Here is a 22,345-nt window from a genome sequence, read left to right on the forward strand (position 1 = left end):
CGATTGAGCCTAGGCTAGGCTTGGTGATTCCACCTACAACCATCAGGGAGCTTTTCATGACTCAATTGCGCCGTGTAGCGATCATTGGCGGCAACCGCATTCCTTTCGCCCGCTCCAATGGCCCTTATGCCACGGCGAGCAACCAGGCGATGCTGACCGCCGCCCTGGAAGGCCTGGTCGAGCGCTACAACCTGCACGGCCTGCGCATGGGCGAAGTGGCTGCCGGTGCGGTGCTCAAGCATTCGCGGGACTTCAACCTCACCCGTGAATGTGTGCTGGGCTCGCGTCTGTCGCCGCAAACCCCGGCCTATGATATTCAGCAGGCATGCGGCACCGGCCTGGAAGCCGCGTTGCTGGTGGCCAACAAGATCGCCCTGGGGCAGATTGAGTGCGGGATTGCCGGTGGGGTGGACACCACCTCCGACGCGCCGATCGGTGTAAATGAAGGCCTGCGCAAGCTTCTGCTGCACGCCAACCGCAGCAAGTCCATGGCGGATAAATTAAAACTGCTGTTACAACTTCGTCCCCATCACCTCAAGCCGGAACTGCCGCGTAACGGCGAACCCCGTACCGGTTTGTCCATGGGCCAGCACTGCGAGTTGATGGCGCAGACCTGGCAGATCCCCCGCGCCGAGCAGGACCAGTTGGCCCTCGAAAGCCATCAGAAAATGGCCGCGGCCTACGCCGAAGGCTGGCACAACGATTTGCTCACACCGTTTCTGGGCCTGACCCGTGACAACAACTTGCGGCCCGACCTGACCCTGGAAAAACTCGCCGCGCTCAAGCCCGCCTTCGAGCGCAGCGAAAAGGGCACGCTCACCGCCGGCAATTCCACGCCGCTCACCGATGGCGCGTCGTTGGTGCTGCTGGGCAGTGAGGCCTGGGCCCAGGCGCGTGGTTTGCCGATCCTCGCGTATTTGCGTGATGGCGAGGCGGCGGCGGTGGACTTCGTCAACGGTGCCGAAGGCCTGCTGATGGCGCCGGTGTACGCGGTGCCGCGACTGCTGGCGAGAAATGGCCTGACGCTGCAGGACTTCGATTACTACGAGATCCACGAAGCGTTCGCTGCCCAAGTTTTGTGCACGCTCAAGGCCTGGGAAGACGCGGACTACTGCAAGACGCGCCTCGGGCTGGACGCACCCTTGGGGTCCATCGACCGCAGCCGGCTGAATGTGAAGGGCAGCTCCCTGGCCGCCGGGCACCCGTTTGCCGCCACGGGTGGGCGTATCGTCGCCAACCTGGCCAAGTTGCTGGATGCGGCGGGCAAGGGCCGTGGCCTGATTTCGATCTGCGCGGCGGGTGGCCAGGGTGTTACGGCGATCATTGAGCGTTGATTGCGGCGAAAATTGGCATATTGGATGCATTCTTGAGCGGTCAGAGGTCGGTAGCCTCTCCCACCGGCGAGCCGATTGCCGTATAACGAGTGCCATACGCGTATTTGGTAATAAAGGACCCACAATAAAAGCTGATGAAGACTCCTAAACGCATTGAACCCCTGATCGAAGACGGTCTGGTCGACGAAGTGCTGCGCCCACTCATGAGTGGTAAAGAAGCAGCTGTTTATGTGGTGCGCTGCGGCAACGAATTGCGTTGCGCCAAGGTTTACAAGGAGGCGAACAAACGAAGTTTTCGTCAAGCGTCCGAATACCAGGAAGGCCGTAAGGTCCGTAACAGCCGACAGGCCCGGGCCATGGCCAAGGGCTCCAAATTCGGTAAGAAAGAAACCGAAGATGCCTGGCAGAACGCTGAGGTGGCGGCGTTGTTCCGCCTGGCCGGTGCGGGCGTTCGCGTGCCCAAGCCGTACGACTTCCTTGAAGGCGTGCTGCTGATGGAACTGGTGGCCGACGAGTACGGTGACGCGGCACCGCGTCTGAATGACGTGACACTGGAGCCGGACCAGGCGCGTGAATACCACGCCTTCCTGATTTCCCAGATCGTGCTGATGCTGTGTACCGGCCTGGTGCACGGTGACTTGTCCGAGTTCAACGTGCTGCTTACGCCAACGGGCCCGGTGATCATCGACCTGCCCCAGGCGGTGGATGCGGCGGGCAATAACCACGCGTTCAACATGCTGGAGCGGGACGTGGGCAACATGGCTTCCTACTTCGGGCGTTTTGCCCCAGAGTTGAAGGCGACCAAGTACGCCAAGGAAATGTGGGCCCTGTACGAAGCCGGCACCCTGCACCCAGCCAGCGTCTTGACCGGCGAGTTCGACGAGCCGGAAGAGTTGGCGGACGTCGGCGGTGTGATCCGCGAGATCGAAGCGGCGCGGCTGGATGAAGAGCGCCGCCAGGCGATTCGGGCTGCCGATGATGCGCCTCCGAGCAAGGTGCCGGACGAGCCCCCGCCGCCGCCTTGGATGCAGTGATTTCCAGATAAGTGGAGATCAAAAATGTGGGAGGGGGAAGCCCCCTCCCACATTTGGTTTTGTGTGTGTCCAGTTAGATCCGCTCAGGCGCAGCAGCTTCCGGACGCCAACTCCTTGAGTATCGGACAATCCGGCCGATCATCGCCCTGACAGTGCTCCACCAGGTCTTGCAAGGTATCGCGCAATTGCCCCAGTTCCAGGATCTTCTGGTTCAGCGCCTCAATATGCTGGCGCGCCAACGCCTTCACATCGGCACTCGCCCGTTGCCGGTCCTGCCACAGGGTCAGCAGCTTGCCGACCTCTTCCAATGAAAACCCCAAATCCCGCGACCGCTTGATAAACGCCAGGGTGTGCAAGTCGTCGCTGCCGTACACGCGATAGCCACTGTCGGTGCGGTGGGCAGCCTTGAGCAGGCCGATGGACTCGTAGTAGCGAATCATCTTGGCGCTGAGCCCGCTCTGGCGTGCGGCTTGGCCGATGTTCATGGGCGTTGATCCTCCAAGTTCTTAGGCTTCCACGTTTTCAACAGTAATGCATTGCTCACCACGCTGACGCTGGACAAGGCCATCGCTGCACCCGCGAGTACCGGGTTGAGCAGGCCGAACGCCGCCAGGGGAATGCCGATCAGGTTATACACAAAGGCCCAGAACAGGTTCTGGCGGATTTTGGCGTAGGTTTTGCGGCTGATCTCCAGCGCAGCAGGCACCAGGCGCGGGTCGCCGCGCATCAGGGTGATACCGGCCGCGTGCATGGCCACGTCGGTACCGCCGCCCATGGCGATGCCGATATCGGCAGCGGCCAGGGCCGGGGCGTCGTTGATGCCGTCGCCGACCATGGCCACCACGCCGGTTTTTTTCAACGCGACGACGGTGGCGGCTTTGTCGGCGGGCAGCACTTCGGCATGTACATCGTCGATGCCCAGCGCCTCGGCGACCACACGGGCGCTGCCGCGATTATCGCCGGTGAGCAAATGGCTGCTGATGTGCTGGGCCTTGAGTTGCTCCACCGCCTCCAGTGCACCGGGCTTGAGTGTGTCGCCAAACGCGAACAGCCCCAGCACACGTGGTTGCGCACCTTGCTCGATCAGCCAGGACAACGTGCGGCCCTCGGCTTCCCAGGACTTGGCGGAGTCGGCGAGGTCGCCTGCGCTCAAGCCGCTTTCTTCCAGCAGGCGACGATTGCCCAAGGCCAGCGGCCGGCCATCGAGCGTGCCGGCGATGCCGCGTCCGGTCAGGGATTGGCTGGCCGTCACATCGGCCACGGTCAGGCCTTTTTCGTTGCAGGCATCCAGTACGGCCTTGGCCAACGGGTGTTCGCTGCCGCGTTGCAGCGCGCCGGCTTGTTGCAGCAGTAAGGCTTCGTTGCCATCCACCGCGGCCTGGTGGGCAATCCTGGGCGTGCCGGAAGTGAGAGTGCCGGTCTTGTCGAAGACTACGGCGCTCACTGCATGGGCACGCTCCAGGGCTTCGGCGTCCTTGATCAGGATGCCGTGGCGCGCGGCAACGCCGGTGCCGGCCATGATCGCGGTCGGTGTGGCCAGGCCCAGGGCGCAGGGGCAGGCGATCACCAGTACGGCGACGGCATTGATGATCGCCGTTTCCAGGGGCGCGCCATACAGCCACCAGCCCACCAGCGTGACCAACGCCAGCACCAGCACGGTCGGGACGAAGACCTGGCTGACTCTATCCACCAGCTTCTGGATCGGTGCCTTGGCAGCCTGGGCGTCCTCGACCAGGCGGATGATCCGCGCGAGCACGCTTTCGGCACCGAGGGCCAGGGTGCGTACCAGCAGGCGGCCTTCGCCGTTGATGGCGCCGCCGGTGACGTTATCGCCAGGTTGTTTGGGTACGGGCAGGCTTTCGCCGCTGATCAAGGCTTCGTCCGCGTGGCTTTGACCCTCCACCACTTCACCGTCCACCGGGAAGCGTTCGCCGGGTTTTACCAGTACCAGATCATTGAGCTTGAGGGCGTTGATGGCGACGTCTTCTTCACGACCGTCGAGTACTCGAATCGCCCGCTCAGGACGCAGGGCTTCCAATGCGCGGATGGCGCTCGCGGTCTGGCGCTTGGCGCGGCTCTCCAGGTATTTGCCCAGCAGCACCAGGGCGATCACCACCGCCGAGGCTTCGAAGTACAGGTGCGGCGCCATGCCGGGGTGAGCGGTGAGCCATTCATAAATACTCAGGCCATAACCGGCGCTGGTGCCGATGGCCACCAGCAGGTCCATGTTGCCGGCACCGGCACGCACGGCTTTCCAGGCGGCGATATAGAAGCGCGCGCCGAAGATGAATTGCACCGGTGTGGCCAGGGCGAATTGTGCCCAGGCGGGCAGCATCCAGTGCAGGCCGAAGGGCTCGACCAGCATCGGCAGCACCAACGGCAATGCCAGCAGGATCGCCAGCAGCAGCGCCCAGCGCTCGTGGTGCAGGCGCAGGGCTTGGTTGGCGTCGGTGGTCGATTCGCTTTGGGGCAGGCTGGCGGTGTAGCCGGCCTTGTCGACAGCGGCGATGAGCACGCCGGGGTCCATCTGGCCCCGCACTTCAACGTGGGCGCGCTCGTTGGCCAGGTTGACGCTGACGCTTTGCACCCCCGGCACCTTGCCCAGCGCACGTTCGACCCGGCCGGCACAGCTGGCGCAGGTCATGCCGCTGATGGGCAGGTCAAAGGTGGTGGATCCATTCATGGGGCAGTCCTCCAGAAGACGTTGCCCGTAGGATCAACCTTGACCTGTGGGGAAGGTCAAGTGCCTTTAGTATTCCAGTGCGGCGGGTTTGAGATACATGCCGTCCGGGCCCTGGGCGATGCGCAATTTGCGCACGTCACCGGCCTTGAGTGTGATGTTCTGCGCGGGCGGTGCCAGCAGTCCCGGCAGGCAGCCTGGGGTTTGGCCCGGCAGCAGTTTCAGGCGCAGCGATACATCGCCCGCGGGCAGGTTGAACGAGGTGGACTGTTCTTGAAACAGGCGCCCGGCTAGTTGGTCCTGGATGTACAGACCGATTTCGCAGTTGGTCGGCACTTCCAGGCGTTCCCGGGAAATGATCAGCACCGCATAGTCTTCTGCGGCGATGGCTTGGGGCGCAGCGGCGGACAGGCTCATCAGGCCGAGAAGGGCAAAAAACGACCAGCGCATGGCGAATGCTCCGTGGTGTGAATCAAAGATGGGTGAAGCTTGGCCGACGATGCCGCCGAATACCAGCCCGGCAGCTATTCGAGGAACTTGACCTTACCATCGTGGCAAGGTCGAGACTGGGTTCAACCTCATCAAAGGAGTCATGTCATGCAAGTATTCAGCGTTGAAGGAATGACCTGCGGCCATTGCGTTCGTGCGGTGACCCAGGCGGTGCAGAGCCAGGACCCGGCGGCCAGCGTGAAGGTCGACCTGGCGGCAAAGGAAGTGGGCGTCGACAGCCGCTTGTCTGCTGAGCAAGTGATCGCGGCGATCACCGAAGAGGGTTACAGCGCCAAGCTGGCCTGATGCGGAAAAATAGTTAGCGAGCTATCGTGTTCAATGCACCCAAGCGCGGCTAGACTATCGGGCTGCCGTCTCACTTGGGTGCCCGATGAACCTTCGCATAATCCTGATTCTGGGGGCCTTGAGCGCCTTCGCGCCGTTGGCGATCGATTTTTACCTGCCGGGCTTCCCGGCCATGGCCACGGCTTTCGCGACCGATGAAAAACACATCCAGCTGACCCTGGCGGTGTATTTCGCTGGCCTGGCCATCGGCCAATTGATCTATGGCCCGCTGGCGGACCGCTTTGGTCGACGCGGCCCGCTGCTCAGTGGGGTCACCTTGTTTACCTTGGCGTCCTTTGCGTGCGCCTTTGCACCTTCGCTGGAGTGGCTGATCGCAGCACGTTTTGTGCAGGCCCTGGGGGGCTGCGCGGGCATGGTGATTTCCCGTGCGGTGGTCAGCGACAAATGTGATCCCGTGGGCTCGGCCAAGGTTTATTCACAGTTGATGCTGGTGACGGGCCTGGCGCCGATTCTCGCGCCGTTGGCGGGTGGGCTGATGGTCGGTCTGTGGGGCTGGCAGTCGATTTTCCTGGCGCTGTCCCTATTCAGCGTGATGGCGGCCATCGCCGTGGCGGTCGGTTTGCCGGAAACCTTTCCCGCCCACCAGCCGCGTCAGCCGCTGTCCGGATCGCTGCGACGCTATGGGGCGCTGTTGTCTGATCGGGTTTACCTCGGCTATGCCTTGACCGGTGGTATTTCGATTGCCGGGATGTTTGCCTACATCGCCGGTTCACCGTTCGTGTTTATCAAGCTGTACGGCGTACCCGCCGAGCACTACGGCTGGCTGTTTGGTTCCAACGCCGCGGGCTTCATATTGGTGGCGCAGGTCAACGCGCGGTTGCTGGCCAAGCGCGGCCCGGCTTTTTTGCTGTCGCGCACGGTATGGGTGTACCTGCTGGCGGCGTTGACGTTGCTCGGCATCGCGGCCTTGCGCACCGATGCGCTGTGGCCATTGCTGGTGCCGTTGTTTATCTGTATCGCCAGCCTCGGCTGCATTTTGCCCAATACCTCGGCGTGCGCCATGAGCGGGCAGGGTGCGCGGGCCGGTAGCGCTTCGGCATTGCTCGGCTGCATCCAGTTTGGCGTGGCGGCGGGGGCTGCGTCGTTGGTGGGCGTGTTGCACGACGGCACGGCGATGCCGATGGCGATGGTCATCAGTTTGTGCGGGGTATTGGCCGTGACGATTGCGATGTCGACCCAGCGCCTGCAACGCAAACGGGCCTTGCAGGCGCAGGTCTGAACAGTGGGTCAGCCAGCGGCGGAGCGTTGCTGGCTGTTTGGAAAACGGTGGGGCGCCTGAATACGGGCTTGCAGGGTGTCGGCAAAGGCACGCGCCTCGGCCTCGGTGCGGAAGGTGAACGCGTCCTGGTCGAGACGGACCTGCCATTTATTGCCTGCGGATTTTGCTAACGCTTTTATCAGGATCTTCATTGCTGACTTCCTCACGTAAAAGAATCGTGGCAAAGGCGGCCAATATAAACCCGAATACGCTCACAAATATGACAAAGATCAACTCTCGGACTAGCGGTGTCGTCCATTACTCACATGAATAGTGGACGACCCTGACAGCCGTTTTTTCAAAACCCTTCCAGCACGATCTTGCCTTTGGCCTTGCCGCTTTCCAGCAGCGCATGGGCGCGTCGCAGATTCTCTGCATTGATCACACCGAAGTGCTCGCCCACCGTGGTTTTCAGGGTGCCGGCGTCGATCAGGTCGGCCACGCGATTGAGCAGGTTGTGCTGTTCGATCATGTCCGGCGTCTCGAACATCGAACGCGTGTACATGAACTCCCAGTGCAGCGACAGGCTCTTGCGCTTGAGCTTGCTGACGTCCAGTGCCTTGGGATCGTCGATCAGTGCCAGCTTGCCCTGGGGTTGCAGGGCTTCCACCAGTTGGTCCAGGTGATGATCCGTCTGGGTCAGGCTGGCGACGTGGGTCACTTGCGGGTGTCCGGCGGTTTTCAGCGCTTCGCTCAGCGGTTGGCTGTGGTCGATCACCAGGTCCGCACCGAGTGACTTGGCCCATTCCTGGGTTTCCGGGCGCGACGCCGTGCCGATCACGGTCAAGGCGGTGAGCTGGCTGGCCAATTGCGTCAGGATCGACCCCACGCCACCGGCAGCGCCGACGATCAGCAGGCTCTGGCCTTCATCCTTTTTGCCTTCACGCACTTGCAGGCGTTCGAACAACAATTCCCAGGCGGTAATGGCGGTCAGCGGCAGCGCAGCGGCGTCGCTGAAACCAAGGCTTTTCGGCATGTGGCCGACGATGCGCTCATCCACGGCGTGCAGTTCGCTGTTGCCGCCCGGGCGCACCAAGGAACCGGCGTAGAACACCTTGTCACCGGCCTTGAACAACGTCACTTCGCTGCCGACGGCCTTGACCACGCCGGCCACGTCCCAGCCCAGCACTTTGGCGGCGCCGTTTTCCGGGGCGACGTTCTGGCGCACCTTGGTGTCCACCGGGTTGACCGAGATGGCTTTGACTTCCACCAGCAGGTCGCGCGGGCCGGCGACGGGGGCCGGCAACTCGATGTCTTGCAGGGCGTTTGGATCGTTGATCGGCAGTGAGGCGTAGTAGGCAATAGCTTTCATGATGGCTCCGGAAAAGGGCGGTGATCAGGCGAGGAATTTCAGGCGCTTGAGTTCGAAGTGTTCGAGCACATCAGCCGCCTTGGCGCGAAAGCTCAGGATGTGCGCGCTCTGGTCATGGTCGGCCAGCGCGGCGTCATCGCTCCAGCGTTCGAGCATGTAGAAGGTTTCGGGGTGTTGCAGGTCCTGGTGCAGGTCGTACTGCTCGCAACCGGCTTCCAGGCGCGTGGGTTCCAGCAGGCCACGCAGCAAGGTTTCCAAGGTGGCCTGTTGGCCGGGCTTGGCGATCAGCGTGGCGATGACGTTAAAGGCTGTGGACATATTCAACTCCAGACACGTGATAAGCGGGATGCACAGATGATTGGCTATTTCCCGCCGCGATAAAAGCGGCTAAAACAGCAGTCTGTTTCAATAAAATTTTGATAATGGGCGGGATGCATGCTGCGTTTTGATGATTTGCAGTTGTTCGTGCGGGCGGCGGACTTGGGCAGCCTGTCCGCTGCGGCACGGGTGATGGACCTGTCGCCTGCGGTGGCCAGCGCGGCGCTCAAGCGTATCGAGCAGCAACTGGGCGCGCGTTTGCTGGCACGCTCCACGCGCAGCCTGCGCCTGACCGCCGAAGGCGAGGGTTTCCTGGAATACGCCCGCGCGGCGTTGAGCTCGCTGGATGAAGGACGACGCTTGTTGGCCAGCGGCCAGGACCATGTCAGCGGGGTGCTGCAACTCTCGGCCCCTTCGGATTTCGGGCGTAACCAACTGCTGCCGTGGCTGGACGAGTTCCAGCGTGAGTACCCGCAGCTCACCGTGCGCCTGCTGTTGGGCGATCGTATTGCCGATCTGTTCCGTCAACCGGTGGATATCGCCCTGCGTTACGGTGAGCCCGAGGATTCCAGCCTTGTCGCGCTGCCTGTCGCACCGAATAACGTTCGCGTGCTGTGTGCCTCCCCCAGTTACCTCGCTCGGCAGGGTGAACCTCGGCATCTGGAGCAATTGGCCCAACACAATTGCCTGCTGTATATGCTCGGCAGCCGGGTCCACGATCACTGGAGCTTTCACGATGGCAAACGTGAAGTCAGCCTGACGGTCAGCGGAGACCGTTTCAGTGACGATGCCGACGTCGTCCGCCGTTGGGCGGTGGCGGGTGTGGGCATTGCCTACAAGTCCTGGCTCGATGTCAGCACCGACGTGCTGGCTGGGCGATTGCGCGTGATCCTGCCTGAACTGCGTGGCGAGCGCACGCCGCTCAACCTGCTGTGCGCTCACCGTGCGCAACTGAGCAAGCCCATCAACCTGTTGCGGGAAATGCTCGTGTCCCGTTGTGCGACGTTGACCGCCCAGTTGTCGGAGCGATGGCACGCGAGGTAACGGCTTCCATCACAGTAGGAAATTTCACTCAGATCCTGTCCCTATCCACGCTGTCAGACGCGGTGGAACTGCGGGTGGGCGCCCCTATACTTTGGCGCCAACCTCATCAGAACAATAAATCGACAGGGAGTGAAAGATGGAAGCAGCGCCTTGTATCAGTCAGATCGCCAGCTTGCTCGCCGAGCCCAAACGCACCGCCATGCTGTGGGCCTTGATGGATGGCTCGGCCAAGTCGCCGGTAGAGTTGGCGACGCTCACCGGGTTGTCGGCGACCTCCGCCAATGCGCATCTGGCGCGACTGACCGCGGGTGGTTTGTTGCGGGTGGAGGCCCGGCGTGGCAAGCGCTTGTTTCGCGTGGCCGCGCCTGATGTCAGCGCCGCCATCAATGCCATGGCCAGGACCACCATGGCCTGCGCCGTACGCAGTGCGCCGGACACGTTACCGCAACCGCTGGCGGCCCCGCCGTCGTTGCGCCATGCCCGGCTGTGCCATGGGCACCTAGGCGGCGAGCTGGGAGCGCAGCTGTATCAACATATGCTGGAGGCGGGGTGGATCGAGCGCTACGAGCAACGTACCGATGTCACGGTAAAGGGCGCGCAGCATTTGGCAGGCCTGGGTATTTTCACCCAGGCGCTGGCGTCGCCGCTGGTGTGTAACTGTTTCGATTGGAGCCAGCAGCAGCCGCACTTGGGCGGTGCTTTGGGGGCGGGGTTGTTGCAACTGTTTTTACAGTCGAATTGGATCAGCGTGATCAACGAGTCACAGGCGTTGCAGGTCAATGATCTCGAGCAGTTGGAAATCACCCGATTGGCCCTGCCTGCGTGATCCTGCGCGGTGGCGGCAGAGGGCAATGCTTAGCCGTTGTGGGAGCGGCGGTGCGACGTGCTCGCTCCCACAGTTAGCCTGCATTCACTCAGTGAGTGAGGCTTATGGCTTGACCAGACGCGCATCCAGGCTGTTCTGCGCCAGGCGTTTGGCTTGGTCCTGGGTCATGCCCAGCGAGGTGTACAGCGCGTGGAAGTTCTCGGTGACATAACCGCCGAAGTAGGCCGGGTCATCCGAGTTCACCGTGACCTTCACGCCGCGCTCGAGCATGTCGAGGATGTTGTGTTGGGCCATGTCGTCGAACACGCACAGTTTGGTATTGGACAGTGGGCACACGGTCAGCGGAATCTGTTCGTCGATGATGCGCTGCATCAGGCGCTCGTCTTCGATGGCGCGTACGCCATGGTCGATGCGCTGGATTTTCAGCAGGTCGATGGCTTCCCAGATGTATTCGGGCGGGCCCTCTTCGCCGGCGTGGGCCACGGTGAGGAAGCCTTCGTGGCGGGCACGGTCGAACACACGCTGGAACTTGCTCGGCGGGTGACCCATTTCCGAACTGTCCAGGCCCACGGCCACGAACGCATCACGGAACGGCAAGGCCTGGTCGAGGGTTTTCTCGGCTTCGGCTTCGCTCAGGTGGCGCAGGAAGCTGAGGATCAAACCGCTGGTGATACCCAACTGCTGCTCGCCATCTTTCAGCGCAGCGGCGATGCCGTTCAGCACCACTTCGAACGGAATACCACGGTCGGTGTGGGTTTGCGGGTCGAAGAACGGTTCGGTGTGGATCACGTTCTGCTCTTTGCAACGCAGCAGGTAGGCCCAGGTGAGGTCGTAGAAGTCCTGGGAGGTGCGCAGCACATCGGCGCCCTTGTAGTACAGGTCGAGAAACTCTTGCAGGTTGTTGAAGGCGTAGGCCTTGCGCAGGGTTTCGACGTCGTTCCACGGCAGCGCGATCTTGTTGCGCTCGGCCAGGGCGAACAGCAGCTCCGGCTCCAGCGAGCCTTCCAGGTGCAGGTGCAGTTCAGCCTTGGGCAGGGCATTGAGCCAATCGTACATTTTCTAAATTCTCATCAGGTGCAATGGCGGCATTCTACAGGGCATGGCCGAAATAATCGGCAAAACCTGACCAGCAGGAGAGTTTTGCTTTTATTTACGCAAGGGCCGTGTGAACTAAGGTGTAACGAAACGTTAGCGGCTTGGCGCAGTCTGTACCCCATCAATGACTGATTTGCCGTACTAAAAGGCCCGTAATGCTCACATCCCTCAAGCAAGAAAAATTCATGCTGCTGGCGCTGATTGCCGCCATCGCCGCCTACCCGTTGGAGCACTGGATGCTCCATAGCGGGCAAATGGTGGCGCTGCTGGCCGGCGTGGCGCTGATCGGCTTTATCGTCGTGGCATCGATGCGCGTGGCTCATCACGCCGAGCAACTGGCGGAAAAGGTCGGCGACCCCTACGGCACCATGATCCTCACGCTCGCTGCGGTGCTGGTGGAAGTGGTGATCCTGGCGATCATGATGAGTAATGAACCGTCGCCCACCCTGGTGCGCGACACCATCTACTCGGCGGTGATGCTCGACATCAACGGGATTCTCGGCCTGGCCGCGCTGATGGGCGGCATCAAGCATGGCGAACAATCCTACAATGACGATTCGGCGCGCACCTACAGCGTGATGATCCTCACCGCCATGGGCGTGTCGATGGTGGTGCCGGAATTTATCCCCGAAGCCGACTGGAAAATTTACTCGGCCTTCACCATTGGCGCGATGGTGGTGCTTTACACCCTGTTCCTGCGCATGCAGGTGGGGCCGCACAGTTATTTTTTCAGCTACAGCTATCCGGAAAAACGCCGTAAGAAGCAGCCGCAAGAGCAGGACGCACCGTCGGTCAACCTGGCGTTCTCCATAGGCACCCTGGTGTTCGGGGTGATCGTGATTGGCGCGCTGGCCGAGGTGATGTCCAAGACGCTCGACCTGGGCCTGGAAGGTACGGGGGCGCCGCCGGTGATCACGGCGATCGTGGTCGCGGCTATTTCGGCGGCGCCGGAGATTTTGACCGCGTTGCGCGCTGCGTTGGCGAACCGCATGCAGTCGGTAGTGAATATCGCGTTGGGTGCATCGTTGTCGACGGTGATCTTGACGGTGCCGGTGATGGAGGCCATGGCGCTCTACACCGGCCAGCCGTTCCAGATGGCGATGACGCCGGTACAAACGGTGATGGTGTTTATCACGCTGATTGTCAGCGCGATCAACCTCAACGATGGCGAAACCAATGCCATTGAGGGGATGACGCATTTTGTGTTGTTTGCGACCTTTATCATGTTGTCGCTGCTGGGGTTGTAACCGGTTCTTCAAACCACCACAAAAACGAAGGTGGGAGGGGGCTTGCTCCCGATGACGGAGTGTCAGCCAGTACATGTATCGGCTGAACTACCGCTATCGGGGGCAAGCCCCCTCCCACATTTTGACCTGTGTTTGGCTTAGGTTCCGGCGATCAGTTGTTTCGCCGCCTGGCTGTGATCGGCGATCAGGCCTTTCAGATCCAGTCCTTCGACTTGGCCATCGATTACGCGCCACGTGCCGCCGATCATTACCCGATCTGCCCGATCAGCGCCGCACAACAGCAGCGCCGAGATTGGATCGTGGCTGCCGGAGAAGCGCAGCTCATCGAGCTTGAACAGCGCCAGGTCGGCCTGTTTGCCGACAGCCAATTCACCGATATCCGTACGCCCGAGTAACTGCGCCGAGCCTTTGGTCGCCCAGCCAAGTACAGCTTCCGGGGTGATTTTTTCCGCGCCATAACGTAGACGCTGGATATACAAGGCCTGGCGGGTTTCGAGGATCATGTTCGACGCGTCGTTGGAGGCGGAACCGTCCACGCCCAGGCCGATGGGCGCGCCCGCAGCGAGCAGGTCCAGGGTCGGGCAGATGCCGGACGCCAGGCGCATGTTCGAGCTTGGGCAGTGGCAGATACCGGTGCCGGCGGCGCCCAGGCGCGCAATTTCATCCGGGTTGAAGTGAATGCCATGGGCCAGCCAGGTCCGCGGGCCGAGCCAGCCGACGCTGTCGAGGTAGTCCACGGTGCGCAGCCCGAAACGTTGTAGGCAGAAGTCTTCCTCGTCGAGGGTTTCCGCCAGGTGAGTGTGCAGGCGCACATCCAGGGTGTTTGCCAGTTCGGCGCTGGCTTGCATGATTTCCGGGGTGACGGAAAACGGTGAGCAGGGTGCCAGGGCAATCTGGATGTGCGCGCCATCGCCGCGTTGGTGGTATTCGCGGATCAGGCGCTGGCTGTCTTCGAGGATGACTTGGCCTTGTTGTACGGTCTGTTGCGGCGGTAGGCCACCGTCGGCTTCGCCCAGGCTCATGGAACCGCGGGTGAGCATGGCGCGCATGCCCAATTCGCGCACGCTGTCGACTTGCACGTCGATGGCGTTTTCCAGGCCGTCGGGGAACAGGTAGTGGTGGTCAGCCGCCGTGGTGCAGCCCGAGAGCAGCAATTCTGCGAGTGCCACCTTGGACGCCAGGGCAAGTTTTTCCGGGGTCAGCCGTGCCCATACCGGGTACAGGGTTTTCAACCAGGGAAACAAGGGTTGATTGACCACCGGCGCCCAGGCGCGGGTCAGGGTTTGATAGAAGTGATGGTGGGTGTTGATCAGCCCTGGCAGGACCACATGCTCACGCGCATCGAACACTTGGGTGCAGGGTTGTGTGGGTGCTTGGCCTTGGGCCAGCACTTCGCTGATCACACCGTCTTGCAGCACCAGGCCGCCACGGGCGTCGAGGCCGTTGGCAGTGAAAATGGCGAGGGGGTTTTTTAACCAGATACGGGTCGCAGGCATTGGCCGGCTCCTCTGAATGATGGGTTCAGGTTTGCCAGCTCAGTGTTGCCCTGTCTGCTGATCCAGGGTCGCCGGGGAGGGCGAGTTGGGTAGATTACGTGTAGTTCGAGATCTGGTCTACCTGTAGGAATACAGCGCGTTCAGTGTGGGAGGGAGCAAGCCCCCCTCCCTTCCACCTGTTCATCCTCGGTGGTTACCACGCGATGGTGTCGCCTTTGTAATCGATGAAGTGATGACCGCCTTTGCCAGTGTAGGCGTTCACTTGGTCAACCAGGCCACGCACGCTGGTGTCCACGTCGATGTGCGCGTTTTCGCCGCCCATATCGGTCTTCACCCAGCCCGGGTGCAACGACAGTACGGTCAACTTGTGATCACCCAGCTGGGTGATAAAGCTGTTGGTCATGGAGTTGAGCGCGGCCTTGCTGGCTTTGTACAGCGCCAGGTCGGAGCCGTCGGGGATGGTCACGCTGCCCAATACCGAACTCATGAAAGCCAGTACGCCGCTGTCCTTGCGGATCTGCCCGACAAAGCGCTGGGCCAGGTTGATCGGCGCCACGGCGTTGGTAAAAAACAATTGGCCGACTTCGGCCAGGGTGGCGTGCCCCGGCTCCTGATTGGCAGGGCCTTTGACGCCGGCGTTGACGAACAGCAGGTCGAAGGTGCGTTCCTTGAGGCGTTGGGCCAGGGCGATCACGGCTTGCTGGTCGTCCATGTCGAGTTTTTCGATCTGGACCGGGCCAACGGCTTTCAGGGCATCGGCCTTGCTCGGATCACGCACGGTGGCGGTCACGTCCCAACCGTCCTGAAGCAGTTGCTTGACCAGGCCAAGGCCCAGCCCGCGCGAGGCGCCGATGATCAATGCGGTTTTTGGCGTAGACATGAAAAGCTTCCTTTGGAGTCGCGGTTCAGGGAGTGCAACGTTAGCAGTTTCAGCGTTGTAGCAGGATACGCCCACGGCTGAGGTCGGCGAGTTGAGTTTGCAGGGTGTCGATATGGGCTTCGCCCAAGGCGAGCTGCAACTCGACGCCGTTGGCGGTGAAGGTTTCTTCAATCACCAGCCCGCCCAGTTCAGCAACGCGCAATTTCACCAGGTTCAGCTCGGCGAACCCACAGGCGCAACTCAGCGGGACGCGGCTGATCAGTTCAATGCGTTCGGCATTTTGCAGGCATTTATTCGCGCCGCCGCCATACGCACGGGCGAGACCGCCGGTTCCCAGCTGGATGCCGCCGTACCAGCGAATCACCAGCACCGCGACCTGATCAAAACCCTGTGCCTCGATGGCCGCCAGGATCGGCCGCCCGGCGGTGCCGCCGGGTTCGCCGTCGTCATTGCTGCGGTATTGGTCGGCAAGTTTCCAGGCCCAGCAATTGTGCGTGGCGTTCAGGTCGCTGTACTGCTCGAAAAACGCCTGGGCGTCTTGCGGGCTGGTGATCGGGGCGGCGAGGGTGATAAAGCGGCTTTTGCGTATTTCTTCGCGAAACTCGCAAAGGCCGGTGAGCGTGAAAGGCATAAGTCGCTTCGTTTAATAGGCGGGCTTGATGCCACAGCCCTTGAGAATGATGTGGATCAGGTTGGTGCCGGCGTCTTCCATGTCCTGCTTGGTCAGCTTGGTGCGACCGGTGACGCGGCAGATCTGGGTGGCGAAGTCGGCGTAGTGCTGGGTGCTGCCCCACAGCAGGAAAATCAGGTGCACGGGGTCTATCGGGTCCATCTTGCCGGCGTCGATCCAGGCTTGGAACACGGCCGCGCGGCCGCTGAACCAAGCGCGGTAATCCTGGCTGAAATATTCGGTGAGGCATTCACCGCCGCTGATGATCTCCATGGCGAAGATCCGTGAAGCCTGGGGTTGGCGCCGTGAGAACTCCATCTTGGTGCGGATGTAGCGGGTGAGGGCCACGGCCGGATCATCCTCGGCGGTCAGCGCGTTGAAGGTGCTGTCCCACAGTTCGAGGATATTGCTGAGCACTGCGATATACAGGCCCAGCTTGTTGGTGAAGTAGTAGTGCAGATTGGCCTTCGGCAGTCCGGCACTGGCCGCGATGGTGTTCATGCTGGTGCCTTTGTAGCCATGGCGCGCGAACTCGTCTTCAGCAGCCTGGAGAATCGCTTGTTCGTTCTTTTGCCGAATGCGGCTGGCGGGTTTACCGGCTTGGTTGCTGTGGGCAGGAACTTCGAGGCTCATGGAGGTTTCCGTGCTGATCGATAGAGACGACGTGTGCACAGATAACCCACCCTCAAGCCTCAGACAAGTCCTGATGCAATAAAACCGTCAAAGCGGTTCCAGTGTGTCGCTTTCCGTTGTGTGGTTTGCGTCAGCACGGGCGGCTTTGGCTTCCGGCAATAACAGGCACAACACGATGGCTGTGAGCCCGCCGCTGGTGATGGCCGAATCGAACAGGTTCTGCACCAGCATGGGCATCAAGTGCAGCAGGTTCGGTTGGGCGGCGATGCCCAGGCCGACACCAAACGACGTGGCGATGATCAGCATGCTGCGCCGGTCCAGCGGTGCCTGGGCGAGGATGCGCACGCCGGCGGCGGCCACACTGCCGAACATCACCAGGGTTGCGCCGCCCAGTACCGGTTTGGGGATTTGCTGCAGCACTGCGCCGATCAACGGAAACAGGCCCAGGCCAAACAACACCACGCCGATATATAAGCCGACGTAACGGCTGGCCACGCCGGTGAGTTGGATCACGCCGTTGTTTTGCGCGAAGGTGGTGTTGGGGAAGGCGCTGAAGGTGGCGGCGATCATGCAGCTCACGCCATCGCCGAGTACGCCGCCCTTGAGCCGGCTTATATAGGAAGGGCCGCTGATGGGCTGGCGGGCGATCATGCAGTTGGCGGTGAGGTCGCCGACGGTTTCTATGCTGCTGATCAGATAAATCAGCGCGATCGGCAGGAAAGCGCTCCAGTCGAAGTTGAAACCGAAGCGAAACGGAATCGGCAGGCTCACCAGCGGCAGGTCGGGCAGGGCTTGGGGCACGAGTTTGCCGCTGAACCAGGCGGCCAGGCTGCCTAGGGCCAGGCCGATGATGATGGCCGAGAGGCGTACCCACGGCGTGTTGGAGCGGTTGAGCAGTATGATCGTCAACACCACGAACAGACCCAGCGCCAGGTTGGTGGGTGCGCCGAAGTCGGGGGCGTTGAAACCGCCGCCAAGGTCAGTGATGCCGACCTTGATCAAGCTGATGCCGATCAGGGTGATGACAATCCCGGTCACCAGCGGCGTGATGACCCGACGCAGTTGACCGATGAATCGGCTCAGCACGATCTGCACCCCGGCGCCGAAAAAGCACACGCCAAAGATCATCGCCATGATGTCTTCCGGACTGCCGCCGCGTTGCTTCACCAGGAAGCCCGCCGACAGCACCGCGCCGAGGAACGCGAAGCTGGTGCCTTGCAGGCAGATCATCCCGGCGCCGATACCAAATGGCCTACGCGCCTGGATGAAGGTGCCCACACCGGAAACCATCAACGCCATGCTGATCAGGTACGGTAAATGCGCGGTGAGTCCCAAGGTAGAACCGATGATCAGCGGCGGGGTGATGATGCCAACAAAGGCGGCCAGCACGTGTTGCAGTGCAGCGAGGAAGGCCGGGGCAGGTTTCGGCCGGTCGTTGAGGCCGTAGATAAGGTCGCTGGGGCTGGAGGTTTCTGGTGGCATGGGGGGCAAACTCGAGTCGGACGGTTCTAGGTCCTTGTGCGCTTGCAAAAAGCTGTCCAGTTGCTCAGCTTTTCACAAAAGACCTGGGTTAGCGCGTTGCTGCCAGGCTTTCGAGGAAGCTTTCCAGCACCAAATGGGGGCGACGGCCCTTGCGCGTGACCGATGCGAGGCTCAAATCGTAAAAACGTGTAGCCGGTTTCAGCGCACGCAGTCGGCCTTGTTGTACCCACAGGCTGGCGTAGTGATCGGGCAAGTAGCCGATGTAGCGACCGGTGAGGATCAGGAAGGCCATGCCTTCGCGGTCGGAGGCGCTGGCGGTGCAGTTGAGGACTTGGTAATGGGCCTGGATCTCGGCGGGCAGGCGGAAGGTCGGGGCGATGGCGTCCTGGGCATCGATGCGTGCATCGTCCAGCTGCTTGTTTTCGGCATAGAACAACGGATGGCCCACCGCGCAGTAGAGCAGTGAACGCTCGCTGTACAGCGGCTGGTATTCCAACCCCGACAGGGCGCTGGCCTGGGGCACCACGCCGACATGCAGGCGGCCGTCGAGTACGCCTTGTTCAACTTCGTTGGGGGCGATCATACGGATCTGGATCTGCACGTCCGGGCCGCGCTCCTTCAATTGCGCGAGCGCGTGGGTGATGCGCATATGGGGCAGAGTGACGAGGTTGTCGGTGAGGCCGATGATCAGTTCCCCGCGCAGATGCTGGTGCAGGCCGTTGACCTCGGTGCGAAAGCTTTCCAAGGCACTTAATAGTTGCAGGGCCGATTGGTAGACCTCGCGACCCTCTTCGGTCAGGGAAAACCCGGCGCGGCCGCGTTGGCACAGTCTTAATCCGAGCCGTTGCTCAAGATCGCTCATTTGCTGGCTGATCGCCGAACGCCCGATGCCCAGCACGGTTTCCGCCGCCGAAAAGCCCCCGCACTCCACCACGCTGCGGAAGATGCGCAGCAGGCGGATATCAAAGTCGCTGACTTGCGCCAGGGGATCGGGTCGACGGCTGCTCATAGTTTAGTGAAGGCCTGACTGAAGGTTAGAAGAGTTGGATTTCACCGACTTTATCGCCGTGGCAATTTAGCTGCAACAACGCTCTTTCAATCCCGACGCTGCCTTTTGCCTTGCGAGGTTTTGCTGATGAACATGCCCGAAAACGCCCCATCGTCCCTGGCCAGCCAATTGAAGCTGGACGCTCACTGGATGCCGTACACGGCCAACCGTAACTTTCAGCGAGACCCGCGCCTGATCGTGGCGGCTGAAGGTAGTTGGTTGATTGATGACAAGGGGCGCAAGGTGTATGACTCGTTGTCGGGCCTGTGGACCTGCGGCGCCGGGCACACGCGTAAGGAGATCCAGGAAGCGGTCGCCAAGCAACTGGGGACTTTGGACTACTCGCCGGGCTTCCAGTACGGTCATCCGTTGTCCTTCCAATTGGCGGAAAAGATCACCGACCTGACCCCTGGCAACCTGAATCATGTGTTCTTCACCGATTCCGGCTCCGAGTGCGCCGATACCGCGGTGAAAATGGTGCGTGCGTACTGGCGCCTCAAAGGTCAGGCCACCAAGACCAAGATGATCGGCCGCGCCCGTGGTTATCACGGTGTGAACATCGCCGGTACCAGCCTGGGCGGCGTCAACGGTAACCGTAAGTTATTTGGCCAGGGCTTGATGGACGTTGACCATCTGCCGCACACGTTGCTGGCAAGCAATGCCTTCTCCCGCGGCATGCCGGAGCAGGGCGGTATCGCGTTGGCCGATGAGCTGCTCAAGCTGATTGAATTGCACGATGCCTCGAACATCGCTGCGGTGTTTGTCGAGCCGATGGCGGGTTCCGCTGGCGTGCTGGTGCCGCCTCAGGGTTACCTCAAGCGCCTGCGTGAGATCTGCGATCAACACAACATCCTGCTGGCGTTCGATGAAGTGATCACCGGTTTCGGCCGTACCGGCTCGATGTTCGGTGCCGACAGCTTCGGCGTGACCCCGGACCTGATGTGCATCGCCAAGCAAGTCACCAACGGCGCCATCCCGATGGGCGCGGTGATCGCCAGCAGCGAGATCTATCAGACGTTCATGAACCAGGCGACGCCGGAGTACGCAGTTGAATTCCCGCACGGCTACACCTATTCGGCGCACCCGGTAGCCTGCGCCGCCGGCCTGGCTGCATTGGAGCTGTTGCAGAAGGAAAACCTGGTGCAGAGCGTCGCCGAAGTCGCCCCGCACTTTGAGAATGCGCTGCATGGCCTGAAGGGCAGCAAGAACGTCATCGACATCCGCAACTACGGGCTTGCGGGCGCTATCCAGATTGCCCCGCGTGACGGTGATGCGATCGTGCGCCCCTTTGAGGCCGGCATGGCCTTGTGGAAAGCCGGTTTCTACGTGCGTTTTGGTGGCGACACCCTGCAGTTCGGGCCAACCTTCAACAGCAAGCCGCAGGACCTGGATCGCCTGTTCGATGCGGTCGGCGAAGTGCTGAACAAGATCGACTGATTTCTCCTTCTATATAGAACAACTTTTCAGGAGCCCTGCATGAGCCTTATCCAGCATTTGATCAACGGCGAGTTGGTCAACGACAGCGGTCGCAGTGCCGACGTGTATAACCCGTCCACCGGGCAGGTGATCCACCAGGTGCCGTTGGCCAGCCGTGAAACCATTCAACAGGCGATCGACTCGGCCAAGGCGGCGTTCCCGGCTTGGCGTAATACCCCGCCCGCCAAACGTGCTCAGGTGATGTTCCGTTTCAAGCAATTGCTGGAGCAGAACGAAGCGCGTATCTCGCAGTTGATCAGCGAAGAGCATGGTAAGACGCTGGAAGACGCCGCCGGTGAGCTGAAGCGTGGGATCGAAAACGTTGAGTACGCGTGCTCGGCGCCGGAGATTCTGAAGGGCGAGTACAGCCGTAACGTAGGGCCGAACATTGATGCGTGGTCGGATTTCCAGCCGCTGGGGGTAGTGGCTGGTATCACGCCGTTCAACTTCCCGGCGATGGTGCCGTTGTGGATGTACCCGCTGGCCATTGTCTGCGGTAACTGTTTCATCCTGAAACCCTCGGAGCGTGATCCGAGTTCGACGCTCTTGATCGCACAGCTGCTGCAGGAGGCGGGTCTGCCTAAAGGCGTGCTGAGCGTGGTGCACGGTGACAAGGGCGCTGTGGATGCGCTGATCGAAGCGCCGGAAGTGAAAGCGCTGAGCTTCGTGGGCTCGACGCCGATTGCCGAGTACATCTATTCCGAAGCGACCAAACGCGGTAAGCGCGTACAGGCACTGGGTGGCGCGAAGAACCACGCGGTACTGATGCCGGATGCGGATCTGGATAACGCCGTCAGTGCTTTGATGGGCGCGGCGTACGGGTCCTGCGGCGAGCGTTGCATGGCGATCTCGGTGGCTGTGTGCGTGGGTGACCAGGTGGCGGATGCGTTAATCGCCAAGCTGGTGCCGCAGGTCAAGGCGTTGAAGATTGGTGCGGGCACCTCTTGTGGCCTGGATATGGGGCCGCTGGTGACCGGTCAGGCGCGTGACAAAGTCAGTGGCTATATAGAAGACGGTGTTTCTTCCGGCGCCAAGTTGGTGGTGGATGGCCGTGGGCTGAGTGTTGCGGGCCATGAAGAGGGGTTCTTCCTGGGGGGCAGTCTGTTTGATCATGTGACGCCTGAAATGCGTATCTACAAAGAAGAGATCTTTGGGCCGGTGCTGTGCGTGGTGCGGGTGGCTAGCCTGGAAGCGGCGATGCAACTGATCAACGACCATGAATACGGTAACGGTACGTGTATCTTCACCCGTGATGGTGAAGCGGCGCGTCTATTCTGCGATGAGATTGAAGTGGGCATGGTGGGCGTTAACGTTCCACTGCCGGTGCCGGTGGCGTATCACAGCTTTGGTGGCTGGAAGCGTTCGCTGTTTGGCGACCTGCATGCCTATGGGCCGGATGGGGTGCGTTTCTATACCCGTCGCAAGGCGATTACCCAGCGTTGGCCGCAACGGGCCAGCCATGAAGCGTCGCAGTTTGCCTTCCCTAGCCTGTAAGGGGGGCTAGAAAGCCGGCCCCTTGGGGCCGGCTTTTGCGTTTTTGAGCGCTTTTTGACCGATATGACAGAAATGTGAAAAAAGGTGTTGACGGCAGATTCTGGAAGTCTATAATTCGCCCCACTTCCGGCGCAGTCGAAACGGAAAACTCCTTGGTAAACAA

Annotated in this window: 22 protein-coding genes; 9 read left to right on the forward strand and 13 right to left on the reverse strand. The window is 61.3% G+C overall.

What is annotated here, in order from left to right:
• Positions 1-56 precede the first annotated feature (56 nt).
• On the forward strand, positions 57-1,334 hold the full coding sequence (locus tag AC3ZU9_RS26165; RefSeq protein WP_490091546.1) for an acetyl-CoA C-acetyltransferase: 1,278 nt from the start codon (positions 57-59) through the stop codon (positions 1,332-1,334).
• 134 nt (positions 1,335-1,468) lie between these two features.
• Entirely contained in the window at positions 1,469-2,368 is a 900-nt protein-coding gene (locus AC3ZU9_RS26170) for a PA4780 family RIO1-like protein kinase (protein WP_012722035.1), read from the forward strand.
• A gap of 83 nt (positions 2,369-2,451) precedes the next feature.
• On the opposite strand, the gene cueR is transcribed toward AC3ZU9_RS26170, so the two are convergent.
• The 3 genes from cueR to AC3ZU9_RS26185 form a co-directional block, all read right to left on the reverse strand.
• Positions 2,452-2,853, reverse strand: coding sequence for a Cu(I)-responsive transcriptional regulator (gene cueR, locus AC3ZU9_RS26175; RefSeq protein WP_012722036.1), 402 nt, complete (start codon positions 2,851-2,853; stop codon positions 2,452-2,454).
• Positions 2,850-5,051, reverse strand: a complete 2,202-nt coding sequence (locus tag AC3ZU9_RS26180; protein ID WP_122811409.1) for a heavy metal translocating P-type ATPase — start codon at positions 5,049-5,051, stop codon at positions 2,850-2,852. The genes cueR and AC3ZU9_RS26180 overlap by 4 nt, the downstream gene beginning before the upstream one ends.
• A gap of 66 nt (positions 5,052-5,117) precedes the next feature.
• A complete protein-coding gene (locus tag AC3ZU9_RS26185) occupies positions 5,118-5,498 on the reverse strand; it encodes a hypothetical protein (protein ID WP_012722038.1) in 381 nt (126 codons plus the stop codon).
• Between the two features lie 147 nt (positions 5,499-5,645).
• On the opposite strand from AC3ZU9_RS26185, the gene AC3ZU9_RS26190 reads away from it, so the two are divergent.
• Positions 5,646-5,843, forward strand: a complete 198-nt coding sequence (locus AC3ZU9_RS26190) for a heavy-metal-associated domain-containing protein (RefSeq protein WP_012722039.1) — start codon at positions 5,646-5,648, stop codon at positions 5,841-5,843.
• An 85-nt stretch (positions 5,844-5,928) separates the two neighbouring features.
• Entirely contained in the window at positions 5,929-7,122 is a 1,194-nt protein-coding gene (locus AC3ZU9_RS26195; protein WP_093542720.1) for a multidrug effflux MFS transporter, read from the forward strand.
• Between the two features lie 8 nt (positions 7,123-7,130).
• Here the strand turns inward: AC3ZU9_RS26195 and AC3ZU9_RS26200 are convergent, their stop codons facing one another.
• The 3 genes from AC3ZU9_RS26200 to AC3ZU9_RS26210 all read right to left on the reverse strand — a co-directional run bounded on the left by AC3ZU9_RS26200 (position 7,131) and on the right by AC3ZU9_RS26210 (position 8,791).
• Positions 7,131-7,313, reverse strand: coding sequence for a hypothetical protein (locus AC3ZU9_RS26200; RefSeq protein WP_010213424.1), 183 nt, complete (start codon positions 7,311-7,313; stop codon positions 7,131-7,133).
• Positions 7,314-7,459: 146 nt separating this feature from the next.
• On the reverse strand, positions 7,460-8,473 hold the full coding sequence (locus AC3ZU9_RS26205) for a zinc-binding alcohol dehydrogenase family protein (protein ID WP_064052182.1): 1,014 nt from the start codon (positions 8,471-8,473) through the stop codon (positions 7,460-7,462).
• A gap of 24 nt (positions 8,474-8,497) precedes the next feature.
• Positions 8,498-8,791 carry a putative quinol monooxygenase gene (locus AC3ZU9_RS26210; RefSeq protein ID WP_012722042.1) on the reverse strand — a complete coding sequence of 98 codons (294 nt, stop codon included), beginning with the start codon at positions 8,789-8,791 and terminating at the stop codon, positions 8,498-8,500.
• A gap of 117 nt (positions 8,792-8,908) precedes the next feature.
• Here AC3ZU9_RS26210 and AC3ZU9_RS26215 point away from each other — a divergent pair, with 117 nt between their 5' ends.
• Entirely contained in the window at positions 8,909-9,835 is a 927-nt protein-coding gene (locus AC3ZU9_RS26215) for a LysR family transcriptional regulator (RefSeq protein ID WP_012722043.1), read from the forward strand.
• 136 nt (positions 9,836-9,971) lie between these two features.
• Entirely contained in the window at positions 9,972-10,661 is a 690-nt protein-coding gene (locus tag AC3ZU9_RS26220; protein ID WP_122811408.1) for an ArsR/SmtB family transcription factor, read from the forward strand.
• A gap of 102 nt (positions 10,662-10,763) precedes the next feature.
• Here AC3ZU9_RS26220 and AC3ZU9_RS26225 read toward each other — a convergent pair whose 3' ends face one another.
• Positions 10,764-11,717: an adenosine deaminase gene (locus AC3ZU9_RS26225; protein ID WP_012722045.1), complete on the reverse strand. Its 954-nt coding sequence runs from the start codon at positions 11,715-11,717 to the stop codon at positions 10,764-10,766.
• 194 nt (positions 11,718-11,911) lie between these two features.
• Between AC3ZU9_RS26225 and AC3ZU9_RS26230 the strand changes: the two genes are divergently transcribed.
• Complete coding sequence (locus AC3ZU9_RS26230) at positions 11,912-13,003, forward strand: calcium:cation antiporter (protein ID WP_012722046.1); 1,092 nt, start codon at positions 11,912-11,914, stop codon at positions 13,001-13,003.
• A 137-nt stretch (positions 13,004-13,140) separates the two neighbouring features.
• Here the strand turns inward: AC3ZU9_RS26230 and AC3ZU9_RS26235 are convergent, their stop codons facing one another.
• From AC3ZU9_RS26235 to AC3ZU9_RS26260, 6 genes are all read right to left on the reverse strand, one after another.
• On the reverse strand, positions 13,141-14,499 hold the full coding sequence (locus AC3ZU9_RS26235) for an 8-oxoguanine deaminase (protein ID WP_122811406.1): 1,359 nt from the start codon (positions 14,497-14,499) through the stop codon (positions 13,141-13,143).
• 193 nt (positions 14,500-14,692) lie between these two features.
• Positions 14,693-15,379, reverse strand: coding sequence for an SDR family oxidoreductase (locus AC3ZU9_RS26240; protein WP_012722048.1), 687 nt, complete (start codon positions 15,377-15,379; stop codon positions 14,693-14,695).
• Between the two features lie 49 nt (positions 15,380-15,428).
• A complete protein-coding gene (locus tag AC3ZU9_RS26245) occupies positions 15,429-16,010 on the reverse strand; it encodes an IMPACT family protein (RefSeq protein ID WP_064052186.1) in 582 nt (193 codons plus the stop codon).
• Positions 16,011-16,022: 12 nt separating this feature from the next.
• Complete coding sequence (locus tag AC3ZU9_RS26250) at positions 16,023-16,682, reverse strand: TetR/AcrR family transcriptional regulator (protein WP_012722050.1); 660 nt, start codon at positions 16,680-16,682, stop codon at positions 16,023-16,025.
• 87 nt (positions 16,683-16,769) lie between these two features.
• Positions 16,770-18,164, reverse strand: coding sequence for a uracil-xanthine permease family protein (locus AC3ZU9_RS26255; protein ID WP_102061176.1), 1,395 nt, complete (start codon positions 18,162-18,164; stop codon positions 16,770-16,772).
• An 88-nt stretch (positions 18,165-18,252) separates the two neighbouring features.
• Positions 18,253-19,173, reverse strand: a complete 921-nt coding sequence (locus AC3ZU9_RS26260) for a LysR family transcriptional regulator (RefSeq protein ID WP_093542710.1) — start codon at positions 19,171-19,173, stop codon at positions 18,253-18,255.
• A gap of 126 nt (positions 19,174-19,299) precedes the next feature.
• On the opposite strand from AC3ZU9_RS26260, the gene aptA reads away from it, so the two are divergent.
• The gene (gene aptA, locus AC3ZU9_RS26265; protein WP_490091547.1) at positions 19,300-20,649 is read left to right on the forward strand and encodes an omega-aminotransferase AptA; all 1,350 of its coding nucleotides are present in this window, start codon (positions 19,300-19,302) and stop codon (positions 20,647-20,649) included.
• Positions 20,650-20,688: 39 nt separating this feature from the next.
• Positions 20,689-22,182, forward strand: a complete 1,494-nt coding sequence (locus AC3ZU9_RS26270) for a CoA-acylating methylmalonate-semialdehyde dehydrogenase (RefSeq protein WP_012722054.1) — start codon at positions 20,689-20,691, stop codon at positions 22,180-22,182.
• Positions 22,183-22,345: the final 163 nt, after the last annotated feature.

The sequence above is a fragment of the Pseudomonas sp. A39 genome (assembly GCF_058145955.1).

What these genes read in the sequence shown, in the direction of transcription:
- AC3ZU9_RS26165 (WP_490091546.1), top strand. Translation starts at nt 57, where the DNA reads ATGACTCAATTGCGCCGTGTAGCGATCATTGGCGGCAACCGCATTCCT.
- AC3ZU9_RS26170 (WP_012722035.1), top strand. Translation starts at nt 1,469, where the DNA reads ATGAAGACTCCTAAACGCATTGAACCCCTGATCGAAGACGGTCTGGTC.
- cueR (WP_012722036.1), bottom strand. Translation starts at nt 2,853, where the DNA reads ATGAACATCGGCCAAGCCGCACGCCAGAGCGGGCTCAGCGCCAAGATG.
- AC3ZU9_RS26180 (WP_122811409.1), bottom strand. Translation starts at nt 5,051, where the DNA reads ATGAATGGATCCACCACCTTTGACCTGCCCATCAGCGGCATGACCTGC.
- AC3ZU9_RS26185 (WP_012722038.1), bottom strand. Translation starts at nt 5,498, where the DNA reads ATGCGCTGGTCGTTTTTTGCCCTTCTCGGCCTGATGAGCCTGTCCGCC.
- AC3ZU9_RS26190 (WP_012722039.1), top strand. Translation starts at nt 5,646, where the DNA reads ATGCAAGTATTCAGCGTTGAAGGAATGACCTGCGGCCATTGCGTTCGT.
- AC3ZU9_RS26195 (WP_093542720.1), top strand. Translation starts at nt 5,929, where the DNA reads ATGAACCTTCGCATAATCCTGATTCTGGGGGCCTTGAGCGCCTTCGCG.
- AC3ZU9_RS26200 (WP_010213424.1), bottom strand. Translation starts at nt 7,313, where the DNA reads ATGAAGATCCTGATAAAAGCGTTAGCAAAATCCGCAGGCAATAAATGG.
- AC3ZU9_RS26205 (WP_064052182.1), bottom strand. Translation starts at nt 8,473, where the DNA reads ATGAAAGCTATTGCCTACTACGCCTCACTGCCGATCAACGATCCAAAC.
- AC3ZU9_RS26210 (WP_012722042.1), bottom strand. Translation starts at nt 8,791, where the DNA reads ATGTCCACAGCCTTTAACGTCATCGCCACGCTGATCGCCAAGCCCGGC.
- AC3ZU9_RS26215 (WP_012722043.1), top strand. Translation starts at nt 8,909, where the DNA reads ATGCTGCGTTTTGATGATTTGCAGTTGTTCGTGCGGGCGGCGGACTTG.
- AC3ZU9_RS26220 (WP_122811408.1), top strand. Translation starts at nt 9,972, where the DNA reads ATGGAAGCAGCGCCTTGTATCAGTCAGATCGCCAGCTTGCTCGCCGAG.
- AC3ZU9_RS26225 (WP_012722045.1), bottom strand. Translation starts at nt 11,717, where the DNA reads ATGTACGATTGGCTCAATGCCCTGCCCAAGGCTGAACTGCACCTGCAC.
- AC3ZU9_RS26230 (WP_012722046.1), top strand. Translation starts at nt 11,912, where the DNA reads ATGCTCACATCCCTCAAGCAAGAAAAATTCATGCTGCTGGCGCTGATT.
- AC3ZU9_RS26235 (WP_122811406.1), bottom strand. Translation starts at nt 14,499, where the DNA reads ATGCCTGCGACCCGTATCTGGTTAAAAAACCCCCTCGCCATTTTCACT.
- AC3ZU9_RS26240 (WP_012722048.1), bottom strand. Translation starts at nt 15,379, where the DNA reads ATGTCTACGCCAAAAACCGCATTGATCATCGGCGCCTCGCGCGGGCTG.
- AC3ZU9_RS26245 (WP_064052186.1), bottom strand. Translation starts at nt 16,010, where the DNA reads ATGCCTTTCACGCTCACCGGCCTTTGCGAGTTTCGCGAAGAAATACGC.
- AC3ZU9_RS26250 (WP_012722050.1), bottom strand. Translation starts at nt 16,682, where the DNA reads ATGAGCCTCGAAGTTCCTGCCCACAGCAACCAAGCCGGTAAACCCGCC.
- AC3ZU9_RS26255 (WP_102061176.1), bottom strand. Translation starts at nt 18,164, where the DNA reads ATGCCACCAGAAACCTCCAGCCCCAGCGACCTTATCTACGGCCTCAAC.
- AC3ZU9_RS26260 (WP_093542710.1), bottom strand. Translation starts at nt 19,173, where the DNA reads ATGAGCAGCCGTCGACCCGATCCCCTGGCGCAAGTCAGCGACTTTGAT.
- aptA (WP_490091547.1), top strand. Translation starts at nt 19,300, where the DNA reads ATGAACATGCCCGAAAACGCCCCATCGTCCCTGGCCAGCCAATTGAAG.
- AC3ZU9_RS26270 (WP_012722054.1), top strand. Translation starts at nt 20,689, where the DNA reads ATGAGCCTTATCCAGCATTTGATCAACGGCGAGTTGGTCAACGACAGC.